This is a genomic window from Citrobacter sp. Res13-Sevr-PEB04-36 (assembly GCF_015672735.1).
In the GTDB taxonomy this organism is placed as follows: Bacteria; Pseudomonadota; Gammaproteobacteria; order Enterobacterales; family Enterobacteriaceae; genus Citrobacter.
Genome location: NZ_JADABY010000046.1, coordinates 38,526 through 62,469 on the forward strand (window position 1 = coordinate 38,526; position 23,944 = coordinate 62,469).

A 23,944-nucleotide genomic window follows, 5' to 3' on the forward strand; every position below is an offset into this window, starting at 1 on the left:
AGCAAATGAGATCATTCTCACGAAAACGACCTTTTAAAGGTAAACAAAAACGATCGAATATGCCATTTTTCAACATGTTCCTAAATTAGACATAGGTAGTATCAATGTTCCGCAGGTCGATCCACCATGCGGAGAAAGCCGCTCACCAAAGAACTCTTCTGCTTAAATACATCTGCAATTTCACTGACTACTTTTCCGCTACCCGCATTCTTCCAGGCAATAGAAAGTGGCGAAGGCTGACGTGGATTCATAACGTCACGAGCAACCAATGCCCCGGACTCGACATAAGGACGACACAGTCGTTCAGGTAAAAAACCTACACCAAGACCGCTTAAATGACAGGCCAGCTTAGTGCTTAAGTCCGGAACCTTGATTTCTTTTTGTCCACTGAGTAGCCAGGCAACCCGGCGGGTAAGTGTTCGTGAGGTATCTTCAATATTAATGGCCGGGTAGCGACGCAGCATATCGTCAGATAACACTGGCGCAGAATAGCTGGCCAAAGGATGGTTTTGCGCTACCACAAATTGCCAGTTAATATCCCCCAACGGCAGTAAGGAAATGTTATTGGAGAGCGATTCCGATCCGGTTACGCCAACCGCCAACTGAAAATCGTCATACAACAATGAGTCCCATACCCCCATGTAAACCTGGCGGGAAATCTGAAAACGAGTAAAGGGAAACTGTTGATGCAGCCAGGTCAATAAGTCCGCCGCCGTCTGCGGCTGATAGAGTAAATTATTGATAACAATGTTCACCTGCCTTTCAACGCCTGCGTTGATTTGTCGAAGCTCATCCGGCATAACATCCAGCCAGTTTAACCACTGTCGGCAGTGTTCCAGCAGATGTTGCCCGGCAAGCGTCAGACTAACCGTTCGCGTGGTGCGTAAAAAAAGCTGTGTCCCCACCTGCTCTTCCAGCGTTTTAATGCGATAGCTTATTGCTGCTGGCGTTTTGTGTAATGAGCTGGCCGCGCGGGAAAAGCTTTCCGTCTCAGCAACCCGAATAAACGTGCGTATTGTTTCCTGATCGAGCATGCCTTCTCCTTGAATCGCTCACCTGTAGCCATCGTTGCGCTATTGCTATTCCCAACACTATATCAGCCCCGGAAGTGTGCCCAACAGCGAGCAGTCGACAAATGGCAGAATGGGGGTCTCGCCCGGACTGCAAACTGCGTATAACCTTCAATACCGGCGTCGAAAACTCGCCAATTCTGGCACTATTCAGATAACTGCAGCTTACCGACGTTGTTAGTTGCGCCAGGCGATCAGCCGGGGGTAAAAAAGAGGGCTGTTGCGTAAAAATCCCACAGGCATACAGCACTGCAATCATCCCCGTCAGCATATCATCGCCGCTGGGCGTTAGCCCCGGCCCACGACCAATTAGCCAGCGCCAGTCAGGCACTGCACCATGATGCCAGCATTCGAGTTGCGCAATGATTTCAGGGTAGAGTGGCATGATATCGAGAGGTTGGTTCAACGATCCAACCAGCCCACTTTGATGCGTATAAAAAGAGAGATCGACAGGAGTGAATGCGGTTGCTGGCAACTGAAGTCTGAGTACGCGGTGAGAGCGAATCATCATATTCAGCGCCTGTAAAGTGTTCCCCTGCTTGATTATCCGCTTAACGTTAGCCACGCGGGGAAATTGCTCAGTATTCAGTAGCACCCCCGTTGGCCCCATTCCTTTACCATAACGAAACAGCGTAAGCAGCTCACCGCCTGGATGGCAAAAGTTAATTGCCTGCGAGAAGCGGCTATGCAATTTCCACTCACCATCAGGAAGTCGATCCAGTCCGGCACAGGCCAGGGTGTTGATGATAATCATCGGTACACTCCAGTAGGCCGGATGGCGGCGCTGATGCCTTAACCGGCCTACGAGTGCGTGACTCCTGTAGGCGCGTCGCCATCCGGAAAAGTATCAGGCGGTAATGTGATGCAGTTCCGCCAGCGCCTCAAGCGCCTTTTCAAAACAGAGCAGCGGTGCGCGTACAGTTCCCGCGCCAACCTGGCCAATACCGGCTTCCCGATGCGCAATACCTGTGTTAATCAATGGGGTGATCCCCGTTTCCACCACGCGGCGGATATCGAGCCCCAGGCAAGCGCCCTTGAAATCCCATGACGGAATTTGGAATAGTGGGTTACTGGCAAGATAGATTTCTGCCATCTCTTCTGATGTTTCCAGCGCTGCGCCCATACCGCCCGCACCGACAAAACGTGTTACGCCAGGTGCGGCAATCATTGCAGCACCGCCAATGCCCAACGTTTCGGTGATCGCGCTGTCCCCGATATCCGGGTTAGCATCAGCCTGACTGTAACCAGTAAAGAATAGCCCTTGCGGCGTGTTCACTGGCGCGGTAAACCAGCGGTCGCCGGTGCCGCTAACGCGAATGCCAAAATCACGTCCGTTACGCGTCATGGCAGTCACAACGGAACCAGCCTTGATTTCTGCTGCCGCGTCCATCACCGCTTTACTGTAAGCCATCGCCAGGTTAAGGAAGAACTGGTCGGTAACGCTCAGGAACTGCAGAACGTCAATAATTTCCGCTTTCGGACGGTCCAGTCCGGCAATCACTGGTGATAACATGCGCAAAAGCAGCGAAGAAGCGGCAATATTGCGCTGATGAAACTCATCGCCCATAGTGATAGCCTGCGCCATCATTGCCGTCAGATCGATGCCGTTTTCCATACGCGAGAGCGCTTCCTGCAGCACAGGTGCGAGAGTATCGTGCATCCAGTGCAGACGTTTCTGCACATCATCGCCGTACGCACCAAAGCGCATCACCTTACCGATACCTTCATTAAGGTTGCAGCAGGATTGATTACCATGCACGACGTCACGCACTACCAGCACCGGCATGTTAGCCGAGGTGATACCGCCCATCGGTCCCACTGCACCAACATGATGACAAGGGATAAACTCAACCTCTCCCTGTCCGAGCATCCGCACTGCCTCTTCCTCGGTGGCTACCCATCCTTCAAAAAGTGATGCGCCAATACAGGCACCGCGCATTGGGCCGGTCATCTCTTCCCAGCCGATCGGTGGGCCAGCATGCAGCAACTTGCGCCCGGAAGATAATTGGGTCACCGCTTCTTTTGCCGGACGTACGGCAACCCAGTGTGGGCGCGCGGCTTTAATTCGTTCAATAATGGCTTCGTTGGCCTGTGCAATAGATGAATACATATCCGTACCTCTGAACTTAACGTAACTGTTTGAGTAAACTGGCGAGACGAGCGTTACCACCGGCAACAGGTGCCCACTGATAATGCACAACTGGCGTACCGCTGCTCTGCAGGTCCAGCGCGAAACTGCGCAACCCGGCATTGATAACCTGGACCCCTTCCAGAAGTGCACTGTGTGTCTCTGACCTGCGGGGGTTTTGATGATGGGTCAGACTGACAGCAAGCAGCACGGCCTCTTCCAGCGTTTCGACAACCGCCACTCCGGCGCTGCGCAAAATGTCTATCTGCCCACCTCGCCCTTGCGGATCGGCATCGGTACCGGTCAGGGTGGCAATCACGGCCAGCGGCTCAGTGCGTCTGGCTCGTACGTACTCAATCGCCTCAACAACGGCAGTAGCAGGATCAGCACATGCGCCGTAACCCAGCACCACATCCAGCAGTAAAACCCCCACCGCGGGCATCGTCGCCAGTTTCTCAATTTCAATACTGCGGGTTGTCGGATCGATCATCGGATGCGGTCTGCCCAGGGTGTAGCTATCATCACCGAGATCAACAATGCGGTGATCACCTGCCTCCAGCATGACACCCTGGTCGTGGCTCTGGCTGACAGGCACCCCGAGCCCGGCGGAGAGCAACATGGCAGCTTCGGCAGCCAGCGTACCTCCAGCGTACAGGCCATAAATACCTTTACCCGCCACTTCCGGCTGGATCAGCCGCTGTTGCGCCACGCGCATAAGCAGCACCGCCAGTTGGGCGGCATCGGAGAGTGAGTAGGCTAACCAAACATTACCTTCGCGACGCTGTTCCGGTTTACTCCCAAGGAAAAGCGCAACAACAGGTTTACCCACCTTCTGCATTGCAGTAATAATGCGTGTTCTAACCTGCGGCGACGGTGGCTTAGAGACAAACGCAATTACCTGGGTGGAATCATCGGCAGCCAGCATTTCAAGAGCACTCAATGCGCTAATACCGCCGACATTGGCGCTCAGGTCTCTCCCCCCCAGACCGATGGCATGGCTGATCCCCTGTTGGTGCAGAGCAATCTGCGAAGTGATTTCCTGAATCCCGGTCCCCGATGCACCAATCACGCCAATCCCACCGTCAGGCAGGACATTGGCGAAGGCCAGCGGACTGCCGGCAATCATTGCCGTTCCACAATCCGGCCCCATGACGATCAACCCCCGCTCGCGCGCTATCGTTTTCAGTTCAACTTCCTGTTCCAGCGGCACATTATCAGAGAACAACATCACGTTTTTGTTTGCCAGTAACCCCTCTTTAGCGACCGATGCTGCGTACTCCCCGGCAACAGAGACCAGCAACAGGTTGGCCTCAGGTAATTTCTGGCACGCGCTTTCCCAACGACGCGCCTTAATCAGCTGATGTGAACTCCCCGACGCGTTAGCAATCGCGCTCAGCTCTTTCTCAAGTTGCTCACGAATTAAATCCAGAATACCTGCCTGCTGGTTTTCAGTTCTGACCGCCACACAAATATCGTTTGGCGTCGCGTCAGCAAAGTCGTCATGCCAGAACCCCGTTGAATCCAGCATCGATTTATTGGCAGGAGTCCCCATCATGACCGAAACCTGATCAACCTCCGGTCGTTCACTGAGTTTTCGGGAGATAATCATCAGGCTGACAGAGTCCTGAAAACTTCCCTTTTTAATAAAGGCGTAAATCATTACCACTACCTCTTTATGTGCGTTTTTCTTTTAAAAACAGCATGGCGACAAATCCGACAGCCAGCAGCGTAGCTGAAACATAGAAACTGGATGCCAGACTTCCGGTCATATCACGTGCCGCACCCGCAATAATGGGTGCAAGAATAGATGAGCTCATACCGATAAAATTAAATAGACCAAATGCGGTGCTATAATTATTTTCATCAACACTATCAGCAACCAGAGCCACCAATACAGGATCGAGCGCCAGTTTCCCAACCAGGCCATAGACACACAGCGCGACAATTACGCCTGTCATATTCGGCATCCAGATAATGGACAGCATGCTGATAATCGCTACCGGCACCAGGAACAAAATTAATGGCTTACGCTTTCCTAATTTGTCAGACAGGCTGGAGAATAGCAGTGCACCAGGAATTGAAATCCACGCCACTAGCGAAGAGATAAATCCAGTTTCGCTACCGGCAATACCGCGTTCATTTTGCAGATAATAGGGAAGCCAGGTCAAAATAACGAAGAAGCCAAACAAGCTGCAGAACACCATAATATAGGTAATAATTAAATTACGGTTTTTCAGCAGATCGCTAAATTTCCCTTTTTTCACCACGGTGCCATCAGTCTCAACCGTGCGTTTTTTCTCTTTGACAAATAACCAGATTGCTACCCCCACTAAAATAGAAGGGACTGCCATGGCATAAAATGGCATACGCCATGAATACCCTTGATCATACACCAGCCAGCTGGATGTCATCAGACCAAGTGCGATACCAAATGCCATTCCGCTATTGATTATTGCACTTCCCAGAGAACGGTATTTCTTCGGAATCTGCTCAGAGGATAAGCCATACTGCGGTCCGTAGTAGGTACCTTCTCCTGCACCGGTGACGGCTCGGGCAAACAGCAGTGTGTACCAACTTTTTGCCCAACCGGTCACTGCGGTAAACACACCAAAAAGGATAAATCCCGGCACCAGCACTTTTTTCTTACCAATTTTATCCCCCAAAATTCCTGCCGGAACCTGAAGCAAAGCATAAGAAAAATAGAATACTGAATTAAGAATGCCTAATTGTGTACCACTTAAACCAAATTCTTTTTCCAGTTCACCCATCACTGGATTCAGTACCGTACGGTCGGCATACATAAAAATCCACCCTAACCAGAACAGGAATACAGTAACCCACCAGGCCGGTATCCCTTTTCTCTTCGTGACCTCAGTCACTTCATATGATCCAGACATAATTAATCTCCCGGTAATATTTACCGCTAAACACCCCATGTTATCTGACAAGATACGTGAGAATTGATGTTTTAACTGCGTTTACCTTATCGAGGGAACAGTTCATTTCATTTGAACAATGTCACACTAAAGCCATTGTTATAAATTCCTGGAAACTGACTACGTCATTATTAAAAAAACTCTAATAATCATTATTAAATTAGCTTAAATAAACCAGCTAAAAACGAAAGGTATTATTGAGATATTTTTTAAGCTAGTTAAATCGTCAGTTCCATCACACTATAAAAATAATAAATAGATATTTTAACTTCGAGATATTTTCACATTGAGGTATTCATGAAAAAGAGAATTGTCATTGCCCTTGGCGGTAATGCGTTATTACAGCGTGGAGAAATTTTGAGCGCTGAAAATCAACAGCGTAACATCCAGCTCTTTGCCAAAATGGCGGCAGAATTAGCACGTGATTATCAACTGGTGATTGTTCACGGTAACGGACCGCAGGTTGGTCTACTCGCGTTACAGAATGCAGCATACACAGAGTCTCCCGCCTGGCCCCTGGATATTCTGGTTGCCGAAAGTCAGGGGATGGTCGGTTTCGCTATCACGCAAGAACTGATGACATTTGCTGACAGCGCCCCCGTCACAACATTAATGACCCGTGTTGAAGTCAGCCCTCAGGATGAGGCCTTCACTGATCCTGGTAAATATATCGGCCCGGTGTACCCACCAGAGCGGCAAGCAGAGCTAGAAAAATGCTATGGCTGGCAGATGAAGACTGATGGTCAGTATATTCGCCGAGTTGTTCCCTCCCCGACCCCGCTAAAAATACTCGATAGCGATGCTATCCAGACGTTAATGGACGCCGGACATACAGTGGTCTGCTGCGGTGGTGGTGGTATTCCGGTCATCAAACACGGTGAGGGTTATAGGGGAACCGAGGCAGTAATTGATAAGGATTTAACCGCGGCCGTATTAGCACACGCCATTAATGCCGACCATTTATTAATCCTAACAGATGCAGACGCCGTATATGAAAACTGGGGAACACCGCAGGCTCGTGCGCTACGACACGCGACAACCGCAGAGCTTGCTCCATATGCTGCACCAGACGGCGCGATGGGCCCCAAAGCGGCAGCAGTGATACAGTTTGTCAAACAGACCGGAAATAGCGCGTTTATCGGCGCGCTGAAAGATGCTCCGCAGATATTAGCGGGTGAGAAAGGAACCTGTATTACTGGTTAAAAAAATGGCTTCCCTTAGGAAGCCATTTTTACAATCAACAGACTAAATTACAGAACGTCAACCGCGTTCAGTTCTTTGAAAGCCTGTTCCAGACGGGTGATCATAGTTGCCTGACCAGCACGCAGCCATACGCGCGGATCGTAGTATTTCTTGTTCGGCTGATCTTCGCCTTTCGGGTTGCCAAGCTGACCCTGCAGGTAAGCTTCGTTTGCCTTGTAATAGTTCAGAACACCTTCCCAGGTCGCCCATTGGGTATCGGTATCGATGTTCATTTTCACTACGCCGTAGCTTACGGAGTCTTTGATTTCCTGAGCTGTAGAACCGGAACCGCCGTGGAAGACGAAGTTCAGGCTGTTGTGCGGCAGGTTATGCTTCTTAGAAACATAGTCCTGAGAGTCGCGCAGGATTGTCGGAGTCAGAACCACGTTACCTGGTTTGTACACGCCGTGTACGTTACCGAAGGAAGCAGCGATAGTGAAACGCGGGCTGATTTTGCTCAGCTCGGTGAACGCGTAATCAACGTCTTCCGGCTGGGTGTACAGTGCAGAAGCGTCCATGTGGCTGTTGTCCACGCCGTCTTCTTCGCCACCGGTGCAACCCAGTTCGATTTCCAGAGTCATGCCCATTTTGGACATACGCGCCAGGTATTTGGAGCAGATTTCGATGTTCTCTTCCAGAGATTCTTCAGACAGGTCGATCATGTGAGAAGAGAACAGCGGTTTGCCGGTTGCTGCGAAGTGTTTTTCACCCGCGTCCAGCAGACCGTCGATCCACGGCAGCAGTTTCTTCGCGCAGTGGTCAGTGTGCAGGATAACCGGAACACCGTAGTGTTCAGCCATCTGGTGAACGTGATGCGCACCAGAGATAGCGCCCAGAATTGCCGCACCCTGAGGAACGTCAGACTTCACGCCTTTACCCGCGATGAACGCAGCGCCACCGTTGGAGAACTGGACAATTACCGGTGCTTTAACTTTTGCAGCGGTTTCCAGAACGGCGTTGATGGAGTCGGTACCGACGCAGTTAACTGCTGGCAGAGCAAAGTTGTTTTCTTTAGCTACCTGGAAAACTTTCTGTACGTCGTCGCCAGTGATGACGCCCGGTTTTACGAAATCAAAAATTTTAGACATGTTACGTAGTCCTGTATCTGTATCTTCGACCGTTGAAGAAGGTTCGCGAGCGTTTAAGCGCGCTGAAAAACAGGCGGGTGACCCCGCCTGAACTGAATTACTTTTTAGCACGCTCTTCGAGCATAGCTACTGCTGGCAGGACTTTGCCTTCCACGAATTCGAGGAATGCGCCGCCACCAGTGGAGATGTAGGAGATTTTGTCAGCGATGCCGAACAGATCGATAGCCGCCAGGGTGTCACCGCCACCAGCAATAGAGAACGCTTCGCTGTCTGCAATAGCGTTAGCCACGATTTCAGTCCCTTTACGGAAGTTCGGGAATTCAAACACGCCAACCGGGCCGTTCCACAGAATGGTTTTTGCATTCTTCAGGATGTCAGCCAGTTGCTGCGCGGATGCGTCACCGATATCCAGGATCTGCTCGTCTTCTTTCACGTCGTTAACGGATTTCAGCGTTGCCGGTGCAGTTTCAGAGAACTCGGTAGCTACGCGAACATCAGCCGGTACCGGAATGTCGCAGATAGTCAGCAGACGCTTGGCTTCGTCAACCAGATCTGCTTCATACAGGGATTTACCCACGTTGTGGCCCTGAGCGGCAACGAAGGTGTTGGCGATGCCACCACCGACGATCAGCTGGTCAGCGATTTTAGACAGAGAATCCAGAACGGTCAGTTTGGTAGAAACTTTAGAACCACCAACGATAGCAACCATCGGGCGAGCAGGTTCTTTCAGGGCTTTACCCAGTGCGTCCAGCTCAGCGGCCAGCAGCGGACCCGCGCAAGCGACATCAGCAAATTTCGCGATACCGTGAGTAGAAGCCTGCGCACGGTGAGCCGTACCGAAAGCATCCATAACGAATACGTCGCACAGTGCAGCGTATTTTTTGGACAGCGCTTCGTCGTCTTTCTTCTCGCCTTTGTTAAAGCGAACGTTTTCCAGAACCACCAGTTCACCGGCTGCAACGTCAACGCCGTCGAGGTAATCTTTTACCAGACGAACCGGGTTAGACAGTTTGTCTTTCAGGTAGTTAACAACCGGCAGCAGAGAGAATTCTTCGTTGTACTCGCCTTCGGTAGGACGACCCAGGTGGGAAGTTACCATCACTTTTGCACCCTGCTTCAGGGCCAGTTCGATGGTCGGCAGAGAAGCACGGATACGCGCGTCGCTGGTTACTTTCCCTTCTTTAACTGGTACGTTCAGATCCGCACGGATAAAAACACGTTTACCAGCAAGATCCAGATCGGTCATCTTAATTACAGACATGGTGAATCCTCTCGTTGATTCTTAAAGTTTTGCAAGCGCTTACGCGCCTTACCTGAAACCAATAGCAGCCATCGCTAACGTTGTGTCGAGCATGCGGTTAGCAAAGCCCCATTCATTATCGCACCAGACCAAAGTTTTGATCAGGTGAGCACCACTTACGCGCGTTTGCGTACCATCAACGATGGCGCTGTGCGGGTCGTGGTTAAAATCTACAGAGACCAACGGTAATTCCGTATAGTCAACTATACCATGAAATGCACCTTGTGCTGCTTTTTGCAGCAACTGGTTGACTTCACAAGCTTTTACTGGTTTTTTTACCGTCACGCTTAAGTCGATCGCCGTCACATTTATGGTCGGTACACGCACCGCAATCGCTTCAAAACGATCGTTAAATTGCGGGAAAATTCGTGTGATCCCCGCCGCCAGTTTGGTATCAACGGGAATAATCGACTGACTGGCCGCTCGCGTCCGACGCAGGTCGGGATGATAGGCATCAATAACCTGCTGATCGTGCATCGCGGAGTGGATCGTCGTAACAGTACCGGATTCTATGCCGTAAGCATCATCCAACAATTTAATAACGGGAATTATGCAATTCGTGGTACAGGAGGCGTTGGAAACGATCCGGTGTTCAGCGCGCAGCTGATCCTGATTAACGCCAAACACAACGGTTGCGTCGATGTCGTGACTACCAGGATGTGAAAAGAGCACTTTTTTTGCACCAGCGCCAATGTGCGCTTCGCCGTGTTCGCGGTTACCGAAGACCCCCGTACAGTCCAGCACGACGTCAACACCCAGCTCGCGCCACGGAAGCGCATCGAGTGTTCGCTCGTGCAGAATGCGAATCGCGTCGTCGCCGACAATGAGTTGGTCACGTTCCTGGCGAACATCCCAGGCAAAACGTCCATGGCTGGTGTCATATTTCAACAAATGCGCCATGCCTTCAGCACTCGCCAGTTCGTTGATGGCCACCACGGTGATTTCCGCCCGACGCCCGGATTCATACAAAGCACGAACCACGTTGCGCCCGATGCGACCGAAACCATTAATCGCTACGCGTACGGTCATAGGTCTCCTGCAAGGATTTCTCAGAAACGATGTGGCTGACAGAGTAATGCAGCAAATCGCTCAGGGAAACCTTACCTGTCGCAAACTGCGACTAATTGATTAATTGTCGAACATTTAATCGACTGAAACGCTTCAGCTAGAATAAGCGAAACAAGGAATAAAAGGAATGATTGTCCAGCAACAGAACACCGTTATCTGACTTACATCACATTTTAACGCCATGTCCCGCTAAATTTATTCCATATTCCAGAATTACGAATAAGCGTAGCAAGATTATTTCGTTGCCGTGTCACAAATCCTGATTTATATCAGAAAGCCCCCTAACCTGCGTCTATATTATCAGCGCTACGTCCGAGTCTCGGAGTCCTCCAACCTATGATTAGATACTCTCCCCACGCTTCAGCAGCTCGCTTTCATGCACTACGTTTACTCCCTGGTCAGGAAGTCTTTTCGCGGTTGCACGAGTTTGTACAGCAACACCAATTACACGCAGCCTGGATTGCCGGTTGTACCGGGAGTTTGACAAACGTTGCCCTACGCTTCGCGGGCCAGGAAGAAACCACATTACTCACCGGCACATGGGAAATTATCTCTCTGAACGGCACGCTGGAACTGACTGGCGAGCACCTGCATCTTGCGGTTTCTGACCCGCAGGGCGCGATGCTGGGAGGCCACATGATGCCGGGCTGTACCGTGCGCACCACGCTGGAACTGGTGATTGGCGAACTCACAGAGCTGGCGTTTAGCCGCCAACCTTGTGTCGTTTCCGGCTATGACGAACTGGTTATCACATCCCGTTAACGCTTCACTTTAAAGAGGTTTTCTATGGCGCGTCGCCAATTTTCCAGCCAGTCACTGGTACTGATTGTTATTGCCATCGCCATCAATATGGTCGGTGGACAACTCATCAGCATGCTGAAACTGCCTATTTTCCTCGATTCCATCGGTACCATTATCAGCGCGGTGCTGTTAGGCCCGATTGTAGGGATGTTGACCGGATTACTCACCAACCTGCTGTGGGGATTACTCACCGATCCTATCGCTGCCGCCTTCGCGCCGGTGGCAATGGTTATCGGGCTGGTCGCCGGATGGCTGGCTCGTGCAGGATGGTTTCGTACTTTACCGAAAGTTGTGGCCAGCGGCGTGATCATTACTCTGGCCGTCACGGTTGTTGCTGTGCCAATCCGCACCACGCTGTTTGCCGGCGTTACCGGCAGCGGTGCGGATTTATTTGTTGCCTGGATGCATTCCGTCGGCGAGGGTCTGGTTGAGTCGGTGGCTATCACGGTGATTGGCGCTAATCTGGTGGATAAAATTCTCACCGCCGTGATTGTTTGGGTACTGTTGCGCCAGCTTCCATTGCGCACCACTCGTCATTTCCCAACGATGTCCGCTGTACGCTAAATGCACCCGTTTACCTCGTTAACCCTGTGGGCGCTGGCTGCATGTTCCACGTTGCTGCTGCCAGCGGGAATACCGCTTACCGTCTACAGCACGGTAATGTTCCTGCTCTTACTGTGTATGCAGGTCACGCGTCCCCGGGCAAAATATGTGGTCTGGTTAATGGTGCCCCTGGGCGTTGGGCTGTGGCTGGTCCACGGTGGCTGGCTGACCGAATGGATTAGCGGGCAGCCACGCACGCCACAACGTTGGGCCGATGCCGTCACGCTATGGCTGCGGATCCTGGCGATAGTATCAACGTCGCAGCTGTGGATGCAGTACGTGCCGGTATCACGGTTTATTCGCGCCCTGTTTGCCTCTCGCCTGCCGCCCGGCGTTGCCTACCTGTTTGCAGGCCCGCTTCTGGTTGTCGAGCAACTCAAACGCCAGTTGGCGATTATTCATGAGGCCCAACGCGCGCGCGGAGTACCGCTGGATGAACGCTGGTATCAGCGCCTGCGTGCCATGCCTGCGCTGATCGTGCCGCTCACGCATAATGCGCTCAACGATCTGGTGGTTCGCGGGGCGGCGCTGGACATGCGGGCCTTTCGTTTGCATCGCAGACGCACAACGTTATGGGCCCCAGAGGACAGCACCTTACAACGCATTGCCCGCTACACGATGGTACTCGCCATGCTGATCGAAACAGGAGTCTGGATATGGTTACGCTAGAGCAGTTTCGCTATCTTCCGACACATGCCTCGCGCCCGCCTGCTTGCTTTGACTTCCACTATGCAGAACCCGGAATGGTGGCGATTTTCGGTGATAACGGCAGCGGAAAAAGTACGCTGGCACAACTGATGGCAGGCTGGTACCCCGATTTTCTTCCCGGCGAGATTGAAGGTACAGGTACCCTGTTGGGTAACCCTGTCGGGCAACTGTCGCTCGTCGAGCAGTCGTGTACCATCCAACTTGTGCAGCAATCGCCTTATCTGCAGCTTTCTGGCTGTACCTTCAGCGTTGAAGAGGAAGTGGCGTTTGGCCCGGAAAATCTCGGCCTGGACGAGGCTGAAATTATGCGCCGAATCGACACGGCACTGATTCTGACGGAATGCCAGACGTTACGCCGTCGTCATCCGGGAACACTCTCCGGAGGTGAAACCCAGCGGGTGGTGATTGCCTGCGCGCTGGCGATGCAACCCAGAATATTGATTCTGGACGAAGCGTTCAGCCGTCTGACAGCGCAAGCCACCGCGACGTTGCTGGAGCGGTTACATCAATGGGCGCAGGAACAACAGGCGTTGATGGTGCTTTTCGAGCGCAACCACGCTCCTTTTATCAACTATTGTCAGCAGGCATGGCAACTGCGCGACGGAGCGCTATCCCCATTATGCTAACACTCAACCAGGTGACGTATCGCTGGCCGAATGCTTCTGATCACTGCCTGCACAACATTTCGCTTGAGCTTAACGCCGGTGAATGGCTGGCACTAACAGGCAATAATGGCGCAGGAAAATCGACGTTACTGCGCATCATGGCGGGCCTTCTGTCTCCCTCCTCTGGCACGGTAACACTCAATGGTCGATCGATTGCGCAACTAAAAAACCGCGAAAGAGCGACAGTGCTCGGCGTATTGTTTCAGGAAGCCGAAAACCAAATTTTTCACAGCAAGGTCGCAGAGGAAGTGGCCTTTGGTTTACGGTTACAAAAGCGCCCGGCAACAGAGGTTGCGCAACGCACCGCGGCAGCACTGCAATTATGTCAGTTAGCGGATGTCGCCGACGCCCATCCGCTGGATCTGCATACCGCGCAACGACGTATGGTCGCCGTCGCCAGCCTTGAAGCCATGGCACCAGCCATTCTCCTGCTTGATGAGCCGAGCCGGGATTTTGACGCGCACTGGCTGGCGGTATTTGAGAACTGGCTTTCGGTGTGCCGCGCACGAGGCACTAGCGTGGTCGCTATCAGCCATGACGCTGCATTTACGCAGCGCCATTTCTCGCGAATCGCTCGCCTACATAACAGAACACTCACACAGTCCGATACTCTCCATCGGCCGTCATCTCCAGCATGAGATCAGCGGGCAGGCTACCTTCCAGTACCCGGAGAACATTCGGTCCGTCGGTGCGATCATAAAATGCCTCGGCGTCAGCTTGTGAAAGCCCGCCAGCCAGTTTACGACCTACCAGCCGCGCACGCAGAGCATCAGCTGGAGCGCGGATGAACAGCGAAAAATCACAGAATTCTGCTAATCCTCGCCATCTGTCGTCATCCCGCAATAACCAGTTGCCTTCAACAATCACGATCGGGGCAGTTATCACAACAGCATTTTCAACCGGGTCATGTTTTTGCCGATCGTACTGTGGCCAGGTGCTTTCCCCCTCTCTCACCTGCCGCAGATTCTGTGCCAGTTTATCGACATCAAACGTTTCCGGCGCACCTTTATATGCCCGCAGATTATGGGCATCCAGCCAGGCATTGTAATGATGGAAGCCATCCATTGGCAGCGTCTGGATCTCCGGTAGCGCAGGATCCTGACGGGTGAGATATTCCCAGAAAGTGGTGAGCGTGGATTTTCCCGTACCGGGGGGGGCGCTAAGAAAAACAACCGTGCGACGTTGCGGGTTCGCAGAATGTAGTCTCGCCAGTCGTTGTAATAAGGGTTTGTGAACGTTTTCTACTTCATCTTCATCATAATGCGCTTCAACATGAAGCCCATTAACCATTAGCCCGATTTTCACGGCGTTAATTCCTTTAATATTGTCGTTACCGCCAGCGTTAACGCCGTCTTGACCATTGTCGTAAAACGCACCTCTGACCACGTAGCAAAGTCAGCAAATTTCATTGATTCAAGTGCGCCGTACAGGGTGGTATTACGCGTAATGCTATTCAGATTGCTGATAAAATCCCAGGTCATATCATCGGCGAAGCCGGGGATGTTACCCTGTTCATTTAAGTACTGATAAAACTGGGAAAAGTGAGTGATATCGGCATACAGCCATTTATCCATTTTCCCCAGCGCATAAATCAGGCGTAGCGCAACATCGATATCATCCAGCGGCCCGCTCTGTGCGAGTAACGGCTTCACTGCATATTCCACGATCTCTTCATCGTTATCGACAAACAGCGACGGCAGAAAGCGCTTAATGCCAAGTAGCAAAATGTTATGTGCCGTCGTCATAAACGAGAGTAAGTTATTTTGAGCATCCAGTTGCTCAAGCACATCATCTTCTGTCAGCGTCGTCATTCGTTTTCCGATCAATCACCATGAATGCAGAGAGTCTATTATATTACACGTTCGATCTGCGCCGCCGATCAGTAAAGTTTGCGTACGCACACCATTCGTAACCTGTTGGATGCCATTAACAAGATCGCCGCCCGTAACACCCGTCGCGCTAAACAGGATGTCATTTCCCCCTACCAGCTCGTCGAGGCAGTAGACACGATTCACCTCAACCCCCATCTCAGCGCAGCGCTCACGTTCTCGCATAGCGACCTGACGGTTTTCGGTGGTGTCACCTTTTGCCTCACAGAAATCGATCAGTTCTGCCTGCATATCGCCACCCAGCGCTTTTACCGCGCAGGCCGAGATAACGCCTTCCGGCGCCCCACCAATGGTATACATCAGGTCATAGGCATTGTTTTGCAAACAACTCAGAACACTGGCCGCCACATCACCGTCTGGAAGCGCGAACACCTTCACACCTAACTGTGTCGCCTCCGTAATCGCTTCATGCATTCGCGGTTTATCCAGCGTAACCATACGCAGTTTATCCAGCGGTTTACCCAGCGCTTGCGCCACATTGCGTAGGTTATCTGCCAACGGTAACGCCAGGTTAATCGCCCCCACAGCAGACCGGTTAACAACCAGTTTTTTCATATACATATCGGGGGCATGCAACAGGCTGCCCTGAGGTGCAAAAGCCATCACTGCCAGCGCATTACTTTGCCCCATTGCGACCATTCGGGTGCCTTCAATAGGATCGACCGCAATGTCCACCTCAGGTCCAACGCCCTTTCCGACTTCCTCACCAATCCACAGCATTGGCGCGTGATCGATCTCCCCCTCGCCGATGACGATCCGTCCCCGAATGGCAATTTCATTTAAGGCAGTTCGCATCGCGGTGACAGCCAGCCCGTCAATTCTGTTCTTATCACCGCAGCCGGTTTGCGGCCAGGCTGCCAGAGCAGCCTGTTCCGTAATACGAAATAGCGGCCATGCCAGAGACATCATGCCGCAGCCTCCCCGGTATCAACACCGAATTGTGCCAGCAGGTATCTCTCCGCTTTTTCATTCCAGATACCGTGAGTCTCTTCAACCAAATGCGCCAACTCTTTGAAGAGTGGGTCAGTTTTCCCTTTTTCGGCAAAATCGCTAATCGCCGTCAGCGGCATCGTCACGCCGTTATAGATGAGCTTTTTACCGCCCGGAATATTTGGCAGGTTCAAAACCGTGTCTGGTACTGCGTCAAGCCCACCAATATGGGTGACCATAAAAGAGGGTTGAAGCTGGCCTGTCGCGCTTAACGCAATGGCCTCTTTCATATCATCCGTTGAACCTCCGGATGTCCCCACCACATGCGTACTGTTGTAGTGCACGTTGTAAAAATTGAACGGTACTTTAAAGTTGCTATCCGTTGGCCCGGCGAAGAAGTTCAGGCAACCATCTTCTGCCAGCAGATCATCCGCCATTTCAATTACGGCCGGAACAGCGGCATAGACAAATACGTCATCAAATCCAGCATCATTGGTTAACGCCCGAAGCTCGGCAGTAGGATCGTTCATCCCCGTAGTGTTCACGTAGATGAGTTCAATTCCTTTTTGTGCCGCCAGTTCAACCGGCAACAGCTTTTTAGCCTGTGCCAGACGCGCTTCATCGATATCAACCACCACCACGCACGACGGCTGGATCGCACCGTTAATGGCATAATCGATCGCACCAATACCCATCGGCCCCGCACAGGCTAAGAGTGCGATATTGCCGCCGGGTTTAACCCCCATCCGGTGTTCATAAACATACGGTGTGGTATGGTAATTCGCGTTATACGCGCCAATAATGCAGCACATCGGCTCCGCCAGCGATGCAGCGGCAAAATAGGAACCGTGATACGGTAAAACGCATCCCAGATTAACCGCCACTTCAGGAATAATCATGTAGGTCGCATTGCCGCCAAAAAATTCATAGCTGTAGCCCGCTGAATATCCGCTCGGCAATCCCATGGCGGGTTGCAAAACAAAGCGCTGGCCTTTTTTGTATTTATCGGTCAGATTTTTTCCAACTTCGACAATAATTCCGGCACACTCATGTCCAGTTATAACTGGATGATTTTCCAGATCGTCTGGTACACGTTTATGTTCACTTCCTAATGCAGCCGCTTTCCAGGTCGATAAACAAACACTATCGGATATAACACTCACTAACAGTTCATTATCTGTAATTTCAGGCAATTCGAACTCACGGATGCGGACATCCCGCTTGCCATATATAGCAGCTACTTTCGTTTTCATATTTACTCCAAAAATTGAACAATGCTAAGCAGTAATTTTCTTAAATAAGTCGTCCAACAATGGGTCACCAATATAGTTTTTAATCAATATTAAAGGTTTTTCACTTACTCGTTTAACACGACCTTCAAGGCTGGCATGGGTAACGATAATATCTGCATCTTGTGGCACGTTTTCGATAGCATAATGCGTTACATTAATATTCAACCCAGCTTTTTCCAGACGCTTACGGAACGTGGTAGCCCCCATAGCGCTTGACCCCATTCCCGCATCACACACAAAAGCGACTCGTTTAATATTTTTATAAGAAAATTGACCTTCCTGCTTCATCGCCTTCACAGTTCTGGCTGACTCAGAGAATTCATCTTCACTTTCTGTTTCGACGTTCTTTTCTATTTTCAGTATAACGGCGGTAATTACAAAGGTGACAAGCGTACCCGCAGTGACTCCCGCAATGGTTGCCAGGAAAGAACCTTTTGGCGTCAATGCCAGATAAGCGAAAATCGATCCTGGGCTCGGTCCAGCAACAAGCCCACCGTCTAAAAGATGGAATACCCATGTACCGGTCATCCCACCTGCAATCATGCCAACCAGAGTTAACGGTTTCATCAGCACATAAGGGAAATACAGCTCATGAATCCCCCCCAGGAAGTGGATGATCATGGCACCTGGCGCTGACTTCTTACTCATTCCCTTACCAAAGATGGCAAAACTAAGTAACAGACCCAATCCCGGACCGGGGTTAGATGCCACCATGAAGAAAATAGATTTTCCGGTTTCAGATGCCTGTTGCATTCCCAGCGGGTAATACACGCCCTGATCGATAGCGTTATTCAGAAAGAGAATTTTTGCAGGCTCATTAATCACCGATAACAGCGGCAGATAACCCGCATGGACCAGAGATTCTATGCACTCTTTTACAAAGTTGTTGGCAATCAGTACGGCCGGACCGATAACTTCAAATCCCAACAGGCATAACAACATCCCTGCGATCCCCAGAGAGAAGTTATTAATAACCATCTCAAAGCCGGCTGGAATACGTTTTTCAAGCAGACGGTCTATATGTTTAATCACCCAACCACCGAGTGGCCCCATCACCATGGCCCCCAAGAACATGGGAATATCAGCGCCGACAATCACACCAATAGAGCCAATCCCGCCCATAACGGCACCACGCTTACCTCCCACCAGATGTCCCCCAGTGGAACCAATCATGACGGGCAGTAAATAGGTGATCATCGGACCGACAATTTTTGCAAAATGCTCATTAGGCATCCAGCCAGTAGGAATGAATAGTGCCGTTATAAATCCCCAGGCAATAAAAGCCCCGATATTGGGAATGACCATGGCAGTCAAAAACCCACCAAAAGCCTGGACCTTTGCTCGAGCAGACTTGTTTTCCATAATATTATCCTGAAAGGAGAGTGAGAGTTATGCGCTAGCAATAATATCCGCAAGTTGTTTTTCTGACTTAGCGGTTAACAATGCAGACAGAGCTTCCTCTTCACATAACAATTCACTTAATGCCTGAATAGCGCCAATATGTGAATCAGCATTTGCTGCAGACAATCCAATTAACAATTTTACGGGTTCATCATCAACAGCAAACTGAACTTCCTGTTTGAGTAATGTTAATGACATTCCGGTTTTTAACGCACCACATTCTGGGCGAGCATGAGGCATCGCCACACCCGGTGCCAAAATATAATAAGGTCCATTAGTGATGGTTGAGTCCTTAATAGCCTGAATATAATTGGAGTTCACATAATGATGAGTCAGCAAGGAAGACATAGAAAAATCAATTGCTTCCTGCCAATTCTTTGCTGAATTCTTAATTGAGATAGACGACTCAGGGAAGTAATCAATCAGTCGCATAAATTTTCCTTATTTTATTTTTAGGGTACGAGTTATCGTTAAAAATAAAATACTCGCGTGGCAAAATGAAATCAAACTGGAGGGAATACGCATATAGTGAGAAAAAGGATTTTGTAAAACCTTTAAAAACAACAAATTGAGATATGAATTATAAAAAGCAACACCAATAATGTGATGCGCTCTGCAAATAACAACCGAGGCTAAATATTGTATTTGTGACCCGGATCTACAATAAGAGGTTGCACAGATAAAAATAAATCACTTTTTGATAAAAAAACGGGCCGCGTGAGCGACCCGTTATACCGTTGTAAATCTAATTACAGCAGTTCTTTCGCTTTCGCAACCACGTTGTCTACAGTGAAACCAAACTCTTCAAACAGCAACTCAGCCGGGGCAGACTCACCAAAAGTGGTCATACCGATGATAGCGCCGTTCAGGCCCACGTATTTGAACCAGTAGTCCGCGATACCCGCTTCAATGGCCACGCGAGCAGAGACAGCTTTCGGCAGCACGGATTCACGGTAAGCGGCATCCTGCTTGTCGAATGCGTCGGTAGACGGCATAGAGACCACGCGCGCTTTAACGCCTTCCGCAGTCAGTTTGTCCCATGCAGCCACCGCCAGTTCAACTTCAGAACCGGTAGCGATGAAGATCAGCTCCGGCTGGCCGGCGCAATCTTTCAGCACGTAACCACCGCGTGCAATGTTTGCCAGTTGCTCTGCAGTACGTTCCTGCTGTGCCAGGTTCTGACGGGAGAGGATCAGCGCGGTCGGGCCGTCCTGACGCTCAACGCCGTATTTCCACGCTACCGCAGATTCAACCTGGTCACATGGACGCCATGTGCTCATGTTCGGGGTCACACGCAGAGAAGCCACCTGCTCTACCGGCTGGTGAGTCGGGCCATCTTCGCCCAAACCGATGGAGTCGTGGGTATAGACCATCACCTGACGCTGTTTCATCAGCGCAGCCATACGCACCGCGTTACGGGCATATTCGACGAACATCAGGAAGGTAGAGGTGTACGGCAGGAAGCCACCGTGCAGCGCGATACCGTTAGCGATAGCGGTCATACCGAATTCGCGTACACCGTAATGAATGTAGTTACCAGCAGCGTCTTCGTTAATGGCTTTAGAACCAGACCAGATAGTCAGGTTAGATGGCGCGAGGTCAGCGGAACCGCCGAGGAATTCCGGCAGCAAAGGACCAAACGCTTCAATGGCATTCTGAGAGGCTTTACGGCTGGCGATTTTGGACGGATTCGCCTGCAGTTTAGCAATGAATTCATTCGCTTTCGCGTCGAAGTCAGACGGCATTTCACCTTTCATACGACGGGTGAATTCAGCCGCTTCCTGAGGGAAGGCTTTTGCATAAGCAGCGAACTTCTCGTTCCATGCCGCTTCTTTAGCCTGGCCTGCTTCTTTCGCATCCCACTGCGCGTAGATTTCAGACGGGATTTCGAACGGCGCATATTTCCAGCCCAGCTGTTCGCGGGTCAGTGCAATTTCTGCGTCGCCCAGCGGTGCACCATGAGAGTCGTGGGTGCCGGCTTTGTTCGGGGAACCGAAACCGATGATGGTTTTGCACATCAGCAGGGACGGTTTGTCGGTCACTGAGCGGGCTTCTTCTACTGCGCGCTTAATCGCGTCAGCATCGTGGCCATCAACGCCACGCACCACGTGCCAGCCGTAAGCTTCGAAACGCTTCGCGGTATCATCAGTGAACCAGCCTTCAACGTGACCATCGATAGAAATACCGTTGTCATCGTAGAACGCAACCAGTTTGCCCAACTTCAGCGTACCGGCCAGAGAACATACCTCGTGAGAGATACCTTCCATCATGCAGCCGTCGCCCATAAAGGCGTAGGTGAAGTGGTCAACAATGTCGTGGCCTGGACGGTTAAACTGCGCCGCCAGTGTTTTTTCAGCGATAGCCATACCAACCGCGTTTGCAATACCCTGACCCAACGGACCGGTAGTGGTCTCTACGCCCGCGGTATAACCCACTTCCGGGTGGCCCGGCGTTTTAGAGTGCAGCTGACGGAAGTTCTGCAGCTCTGACATCGGCAGGTCGTAGCCGGAGAGGTGCAGCAAGCTATAAATCAGCATAGAGCCGTGACCGTTGGACAGCACGAAGCGGTCACGGTCGGCCCAGGACGGGTTATTCGGGTTGTGGTTCAGGAAATCACGCCACAGGACTTCGGCAATGTCAGCCATACCCATCGGGGCACCCGGGTGACCGGATTTGGCTTTCTGTACTGCGTCCATGCTCAGCGCACGAATAGCATTGGCAAGCTCTTTACGTGAGGACATTTTGACTCCAGATCGGATAATGAAGGCTGTGCCCGGAACGACTTGACGACAGAGCGTTTTGGGCTACGCCGGAAAAAAGTGCCAACAATGTAACCCAAGCCGCGTGTCATGTACATGGAGCATCCTTTTACCGTTTCAGAAATCTCTGGATCATGCATATATGTTGCGCAATCTTCTCGCCCGCTTGTTGTTCTTTTCTTTATACTTATGGTGAGCGTCGCTTTACCTGCAAACGACGTATTTTTTAGAATAATCCTGACTTCGTGCGGAAGAGAAAAAATGAAAATTCGCGCTTTACTGCTTGCTATGAGCATGGCGACGGCATTGACCGGCTGCCAGAATATGGACTCCAACGGACTACTTTCATCTGGCGCGGGCGCTTTCCAGGCCTACAGCCTGAGCGATGCGCAAGTCATCGCACTGAGCAACCAGGCCTGTCAGGATATGGACAGCAAAGCGACTATCGCCCCTGCCAGCAGCGAATATACCAAGCGTCTGAATAAAATCGCCACTGCGCTTGGCGATAACATCAACGGCCAGCCGGTGAACTACAAAGTCTATGTGGCAAAAGACGTCAACGCCTTTGCGATGGCAAATGGCTGCATCCGCGTGTACAGCGGCCTGATGGATATGATGACCGATAATGAAGTTGAGGCGGTCATTGGCCACGAAATGGGCCACGTTGCGCTGGGTCACGTGAAGAAAGGGATGCAGGTTGCGCTGGGAACCAACGCCGTGCGTGCAGCAGCAGCCTCTGCGGGCGGGATCGTTGGCAGCTTGTCGCAGTCTCAACTTGGCGATCTGGGGGAAAAACTGGTGAACTCGCAGTTCTCCCAGCGTCAGGAATCCGAAGCGGATGATTACTCGTATGATTTGTTGCGCAAACGCGGTATTAATCCGGCAGGCTTAGCCACCAGCTTTGAGAAACTGGCAAAACTGGAAGCCGGTCGTCAAAGCTCAATGTTTGACGACCATCCAGCCTCTGCCGAACGTGCGCAACATATTCGCGACCGAATGAGCGCAGACGGAATTAAGTAATCTTCAAACAGTGCCGGATGGCGGCGTAAACGCCTAATCCGGCCTACAGATTCAACAACGATGTAGGCCGGATTAGCATCAGCGACATTCGGCAAAATAGTCCGAAACCCGTTATTCGCCTTTCTTCGCCGCCTGGATATACAGCATTTCCAGTGCCAGTGTTGCCGCCGCCAGCGCGGTGATTTCAGATTGATCGTAGGCCGGAGCCACTTCGACTACATCCATCCCGACAATATTCAGATCCTTCAAACCACGTACCAGCTTGATCGCACGATCGGAGGTCAAACCGCCGATCACTGGCGTACCCGTACCCGGAGCAAAGGCCGGATCCAGGCAGTCGATATCAAAGGTCAGGTAAACCGGCATGTCACCGACAATCTGCTTCACCTGCGCGATGATGTCATCCACGCTGCGATCGTTCACCTGGCAGGCATCCAGTACGGTAAAGCCGTTGTCTTTGTCGAACTCGGTACGAATACCGATCTGCACGGAATGGTTAGGATCGATCAGGCCTTCGTTCGGCGCGGTATAGAACATTGTGCCGTGGTCAAATTCGCAGCCGTTGGCATAGGTGTCAGTGTGAGCATCAAAGTGCACCAGCGCCATTTTACCAAAGTGCTTAGCGTGCGCGCGCAGCAGCGGCAATGTGACAAAGTGGTCACCGCCGAAGGAGAGCATGCGCTTGCCAGCAGAAAGCAGCTTTTCAGCATGCGCCTGCAGTTTTTCACTCATTTCACGGGCATCGCCAAACGCATACACCAGATCACCGCAGTCCACCACGTTCAGGCGCTCGCGCATGTCGAAGTTCCACGGGAAACGGTTATGTTCCCAGGCCAGATTAGTGGAAACCTGACGGATCGCTGCCGGACCATGACGCCCACCTGCGCGACCGGACGTTGCCATATCAAACGGTACGCCGGTAATAACCCAGTCGGCATCGCTGTCGTAGGGCTGGAAATTCATCGGCAGACGTAAAAAACCAAAGGCGTTAGAAACCAGGGAGTTGTCGTATTGATGACCTAAGGTGCTCATGTACTGACCTCT

23 protein-coding genes are annotated in these 23,944 nt (G+C 51.4%); 7 read left to right on the top strand and 16 right to left on the bottom strand.

Annotated elements, in window-relative coordinates; translation table 11 throughout:
* Positions 1-101 precede the first annotated feature (101 nt).
* From allS to IMQ48_RS14815, 5 genes are all read right to left on the bottom strand, one after another.
* Positions 102-1,034: an HTH-type transcriptional activator AllS gene (gene allS, locus IMQ48_RS14795; protein ID WP_181630245.1), complete on the bottom strand. Its 933-nt coding sequence runs from the start codon at positions 1,032-1,034 to the stop codon at positions 102-104.
* Positions 991-1,824 (bottom strand): DUF2877 domain-containing protein, encoded by an 834-nt coding sequence (locus IMQ48_RS14800; RefSeq protein WP_196209639.1) that lies wholly within the window; start codon positions 1,822-1,824, stop codon positions 991-993. Before IMQ48_RS14800 ends, allS begins: the two co-directional genes overlap by 44 nt.
* Positions 1,825-1,917: 93 nt before the next feature.
* Positions 1,918-3,180: a DUF1116 domain-containing protein gene (locus IMQ48_RS14805; protein ID WP_181630241.1), complete on the bottom strand. Its 1,263-nt coding sequence runs from the start codon at positions 3,178-3,180 to the stop codon at positions 1,918-1,920.
* A gap of 16 nt (positions 3,181-3,196) precedes the next feature.
* Entirely contained in the window at positions 3,197-4,858 is a 1,662-nt protein-coding gene (locus IMQ48_RS14810; protein WP_181630239.1) for an acyl-CoA synthetase FdrA, read from the bottom strand.
* Positions 4,859-4,871: 13 nt separating this feature from the next.
* Positions 4,872-6,095, bottom strand: coding sequence for an MFS transporter (locus tag IMQ48_RS14815; protein WP_181617819.1), 1,224 nt, complete (start codon positions 6,093-6,095; stop codon positions 4,872-4,874).
* 336 nt (positions 6,096-6,431) lie between these two features.
* Between IMQ48_RS14815 and IMQ48_RS14820 the strand changes: the two genes are divergently transcribed.
* Positions 6,432-7,337: a carbamate kinase gene (locus tag IMQ48_RS14820; RefSeq protein WP_196209640.1), complete on the top strand. Its 906-nt coding sequence runs from the start codon at positions 6,432-6,434 to the stop codon at positions 7,335-7,337.
* Positions 7,338-7,384: 47 nt separating this feature from the next.
* Here the strand turns inward: IMQ48_RS14820 and fbaA are convergent, their stop codons facing one another.
* From fbaA to epd, 3 genes are all read right to left on the bottom strand, one after another.
* A complete protein-coding gene (gene fbaA / locus IMQ48_RS14825) occupies positions 7,385-8,464 on the bottom strand; it encodes a class II fructose-bisphosphate aldolase (protein ID WP_196209641.1) in 1,080 nt (359 codons plus the stop codon).
* A gap of 97 nt (positions 8,465-8,561) precedes the next feature.
* Entirely contained in the window at positions 8,562-9,725 is a 1,164-nt protein-coding gene (gene pgk / locus IMQ48_RS14830) for a phosphoglycerate kinase (RefSeq protein WP_196209642.1), read from the bottom strand.
* A 48-nt stretch (positions 9,726-9,773) separates the two neighbouring features.
* Entirely contained in the window at positions 9,774-10,793 is a 1,020-nt protein-coding gene (gene epd / locus IMQ48_RS14835; protein WP_196209643.1) for an erythrose-4-phosphate dehydrogenase, read from the bottom strand.
* A 375-nt stretch (positions 10,794-11,168) separates the two neighbouring features.
* On the opposite strand from epd, the gene IMQ48_RS14840 reads away from it, so the two are divergent.
* The 5 genes from IMQ48_RS14840 to IMQ48_RS14860 are packed head-to-tail and all read left to right on the top strand — an operon-like array spanning position 11,169 to position 14,247.
* Positions 11,169-11,594 carry a PPC domain-containing DNA-binding protein gene (locus IMQ48_RS14840; RefSeq protein ID WP_196209644.1) on the top strand — a complete coding sequence of 142 codons (426 nt, stop codon included), beginning with the start codon at positions 11,169-11,171 and terminating at the stop codon, positions 11,592-11,594.
* A 24-nt stretch (positions 11,595-11,618) separates the two neighbouring features.
* Positions 11,619-12,197, top strand: a complete 579-nt coding sequence (locus IMQ48_RS14845) for an ECF transporter S component (RefSeq protein ID WP_196209645.1) — start codon at positions 11,619-11,621, stop codon at positions 12,195-12,197.
* Positions 12,198-12,905: an energy-coupling factor transporter transmembrane component T gene (locus IMQ48_RS14850; RefSeq protein ID WP_196209646.1), complete on the top strand. Its 708-nt coding sequence runs from the start codon at positions 12,198-12,200 to the stop codon at positions 12,903-12,905.
* Positions 12,893-13,570: an ABC transporter ATP-binding protein gene (locus tag IMQ48_RS14855; protein ID WP_196209647.1), complete on the top strand. Its 678-nt coding sequence runs from the start codon at positions 12,893-12,895 to the stop codon at positions 13,568-13,570. Before IMQ48_RS14850 ends, IMQ48_RS14855 begins: the two co-directional genes overlap by 13 nt.
* Entirely contained in the window at positions 13,564-14,247 is a 684-nt protein-coding gene (locus tag IMQ48_RS14860; RefSeq protein WP_196209648.1) for an ABC transporter ATP-binding protein, read from the top strand. The genes IMQ48_RS14855 and IMQ48_RS14860 overlap by 7 nt, the downstream gene beginning before the upstream one ends.
* Here the strand turns inward: IMQ48_RS14860 and IMQ48_RS14865 are convergent.
* From IMQ48_RS14865 to tkt, 7 genes are all read right to left on the bottom strand, one after another.
* Positions 14,204-14,914 carry a nucleoside/nucleotide kinase family protein gene (locus IMQ48_RS14865; protein WP_196209649.1) on the bottom strand — a complete coding sequence of 237 codons (711 nt, stop codon included), beginning with the start codon at positions 14,912-14,914 and terminating at the stop codon, positions 14,204-14,206. The two genes, IMQ48_RS14860 and IMQ48_RS14865, sit on opposite strands and share 44 nt — an antisense overlap.
* On the bottom strand, positions 14,911-15,420 hold the full coding sequence (locus IMQ48_RS14870) for an MltR family transcriptional regulator (RefSeq protein WP_196209650.1): 510 nt from the start codon (positions 15,418-15,420) through the stop codon (positions 14,911-14,913). The genes IMQ48_RS14865 and IMQ48_RS14870 overlap by 4 nt, the downstream gene beginning before the upstream one ends.
* Positions 15,421-15,435: 15 nt before the next feature.
* On the bottom strand, positions 15,436-16,407 hold the full coding sequence (gene glpX / locus IMQ48_RS14875) for a class II fructose-bisphosphatase (RefSeq protein WP_196209651.1): 972 nt from the start codon (positions 16,405-16,407) through the stop codon (positions 15,436-15,438).
* The gene (locus IMQ48_RS14880; protein WP_196209652.1) at positions 16,404-17,681 is read right to left on the bottom strand and encodes a zinc-binding dehydrogenase; all 1,278 of its coding nucleotides are present in this window, start codon (positions 17,679-17,681) and stop codon (positions 16,404-16,406) included. Before IMQ48_RS14880 ends, glpX begins: the two co-directional genes overlap by 4 nt.
* A 24-nt stretch (positions 17,682-17,705) precedes the next feature.
* The gene (locus IMQ48_RS14885; RefSeq protein ID WP_196209653.1) at positions 17,706-19,082 is read right to left on the bottom strand and encodes a PTS mannitol transporter subunit IICB; all 1,377 of its coding nucleotides are present in this window, start codon (positions 19,080-19,082) and stop codon (positions 17,706-17,708) included.
* 27 nt (positions 19,083-19,109) lie between these two features.
* Positions 19,110-19,553, bottom strand: coding sequence for a PTS mannitol transporter subunit IIA (cmtB, locus tag IMQ48_RS14890; RefSeq protein ID WP_096755759.1), 444 nt, complete (start codon positions 19,551-19,553; stop codon positions 19,110-19,112).
* Between the two features lie 317 nt (positions 19,554-19,870).
* On the bottom strand, positions 19,871-21,862 hold the full coding sequence (tkt, locus tag IMQ48_RS14895; RefSeq protein WP_196209654.1) for a transketolase: 1,992 nt from the start codon (positions 21,860-21,862) through the stop codon (positions 19,871-19,873).
* 279 nt (positions 21,863-22,141) lie between these two features.
* Between tkt and IMQ48_RS14900 the strand changes: the two genes are divergently transcribed.
* A complete protein-coding gene (locus tag IMQ48_RS14900; protein WP_196209655.1) occupies positions 22,142-22,900 on the top strand; it encodes a M48 family metallopeptidase in 759 nt (252 codons plus the stop codon).
* Positions 22,901-23,011: 111 nt separating this feature from the next.
* On the opposite strand, the gene speB is transcribed toward IMQ48_RS14900, so the two are convergent.
* Positions 23,012-23,932, bottom strand: coding sequence for an agmatinase (gene speB / locus IMQ48_RS14905; RefSeq protein WP_096755756.1), 921 nt, complete (start codon positions 23,930-23,932; stop codon positions 23,012-23,014).
* Positions 23,933-23,944 lie beyond the last annotated feature (12 nt).

What these genes read in the sequence shown, in the direction of transcription:
- IMQ48_RS14880 (WP_196209652.1), bottom strand. Translation starts at nt 17,681, where the DNA reads ATGAAAACGAAAGTAGCTGCTATATATGGCAAGCGGGATGTCCGCATC.
- speB (WP_096755756.1), bottom strand. Translation starts at nt 23,932, where the DNA reads ATGAGCACCTTAGGTCATCAATACGACAACTCCCTGGTTTCTAACGCC.
- tkt (WP_196209654.1), bottom strand. Translation starts at nt 21,862, where the DNA reads ATGTCCTCACGTAAAGAGCTTGCCAATGCTATTCGTGCGCTGAGCATG.
- IMQ48_RS14870 (WP_196209650.1), bottom strand. Translation starts at nt 15,420, where the DNA reads ATGACGACGCTGACAGAAGATGATGTGCTTGAGCAACTGGATGCTCAA.
- IMQ48_RS14840 (WP_196209644.1), top strand. Translation starts at nt 11,169, where the DNA reads ATGATTAGATACTCTCCCCACGCTTCAGCAGCTCGCTTTCATGCACTA.
- IMQ48_RS14800 (WP_196209639.1), bottom strand. Translation starts at nt 1,824, where the DNA reads ATGATTATCATCAACACCCTGGCCTGTGCCGGACTGGATCGACTTCCT.
- epd (WP_196209643.1), bottom strand. Translation starts at nt 10,793, where the DNA reads ATGACCGTACGCGTAGCGATTAATGGTTTCGGTCGCATCGGGCGCAAC.
- IMQ48_RS14855 (WP_196209647.1), top strand. Translation starts at nt 12,893, where the DNA reads ATGGTTACGCTAGAGCAGTTTCGCTATCTTCCGACACATGCCTCGCGC.
- IMQ48_RS14860 (WP_196209648.1), top strand. Translation starts at nt 13,564, where the DNA reads ATGCTAACACTCAACCAGGTGACGTATCGCTGGCCGAATGCTTCTGAT.
- IMQ48_RS14815 (WP_181617819.1), bottom strand. Translation starts at nt 6,095, where the DNA reads ATGTCTGGATCATATGAAGTGACTGAGGTCACGAAGAGAAAAGGGATA.
- IMQ48_RS14900 (WP_196209655.1), top strand. Translation starts at nt 22,142, where the DNA reads ATGAAAATTCGCGCTTTACTGCTTGCTATGAGCATGGCGACGGCATTG.
- fbaA (WP_196209641.1), bottom strand. Translation starts at nt 8,464, where the DNA reads ATGTCTAAAATTTTTGATTTCGTAAAACCGGGCGTCATCACTGGCGAC.
- IMQ48_RS14810 (WP_181630239.1), bottom strand. Translation starts at nt 4,858, where the DNA reads ATGATTTACGCCTTTATTAAAAAGGGAAGTTTTCAGGACTCTGTCAGC.
- pgk (WP_196209642.1), bottom strand. Translation starts at nt 9,725, where the DNA reads ATGTCTGTAATTAAGATGACCGATCTGGATCTTGCTGGTAAACGTGTT.
- IMQ48_RS14845 (WP_196209645.1), top strand. Translation starts at nt 11,619, where the DNA reads ATGGCGCGTCGCCAATTTTCCAGCCAGTCACTGGTACTGATTGTTATT.
- IMQ48_RS14805 (WP_181630241.1), bottom strand. Translation starts at nt 3,180, where the DNA reads ATGTATTCATCTATTGCACAGGCCAACGAAGCCATTATTGAACGAATT.
- IMQ48_RS14885 (WP_196209653.1), bottom strand. Translation starts at nt 19,082, where the DNA reads ATGGAAAACAAGTCTGCTCGAGCAAAGGTCCAGGCTTTTGGTGGGTTT.
- glpX (WP_196209651.1), bottom strand. Translation starts at nt 16,407, where the DNA reads ATGATGTCTCTGGCATGGCCGCTATTTCGTATTACGGAACAGGCTGCT.
- IMQ48_RS14820 (WP_196209640.1), top strand. Translation starts at nt 6,432, where the DNA reads ATGAAAAAGAGAATTGTCATTGCCCTTGGCGGTAATGCGTTATTACAG.
- cmtB (WP_096755759.1), bottom strand. Translation starts at nt 19,553, where the DNA reads ATGCGACTGATTGATTACTTCCCTGAGTCGTCTATCTCAATTAAGAAT.
- allS (WP_181630245.1), bottom strand. Translation starts at nt 1,034, where the DNA reads ATGCTCGATCAGGAAACAATACGCACGTTTATTCGGGTTGCTGAGACG.
- IMQ48_RS14850 (WP_196209646.1), top strand. Translation starts at nt 12,198, where the DNA reads ATGCACCCGTTTACCTCGTTAACCCTGTGGGCGCTGGCTGCATGTTCC.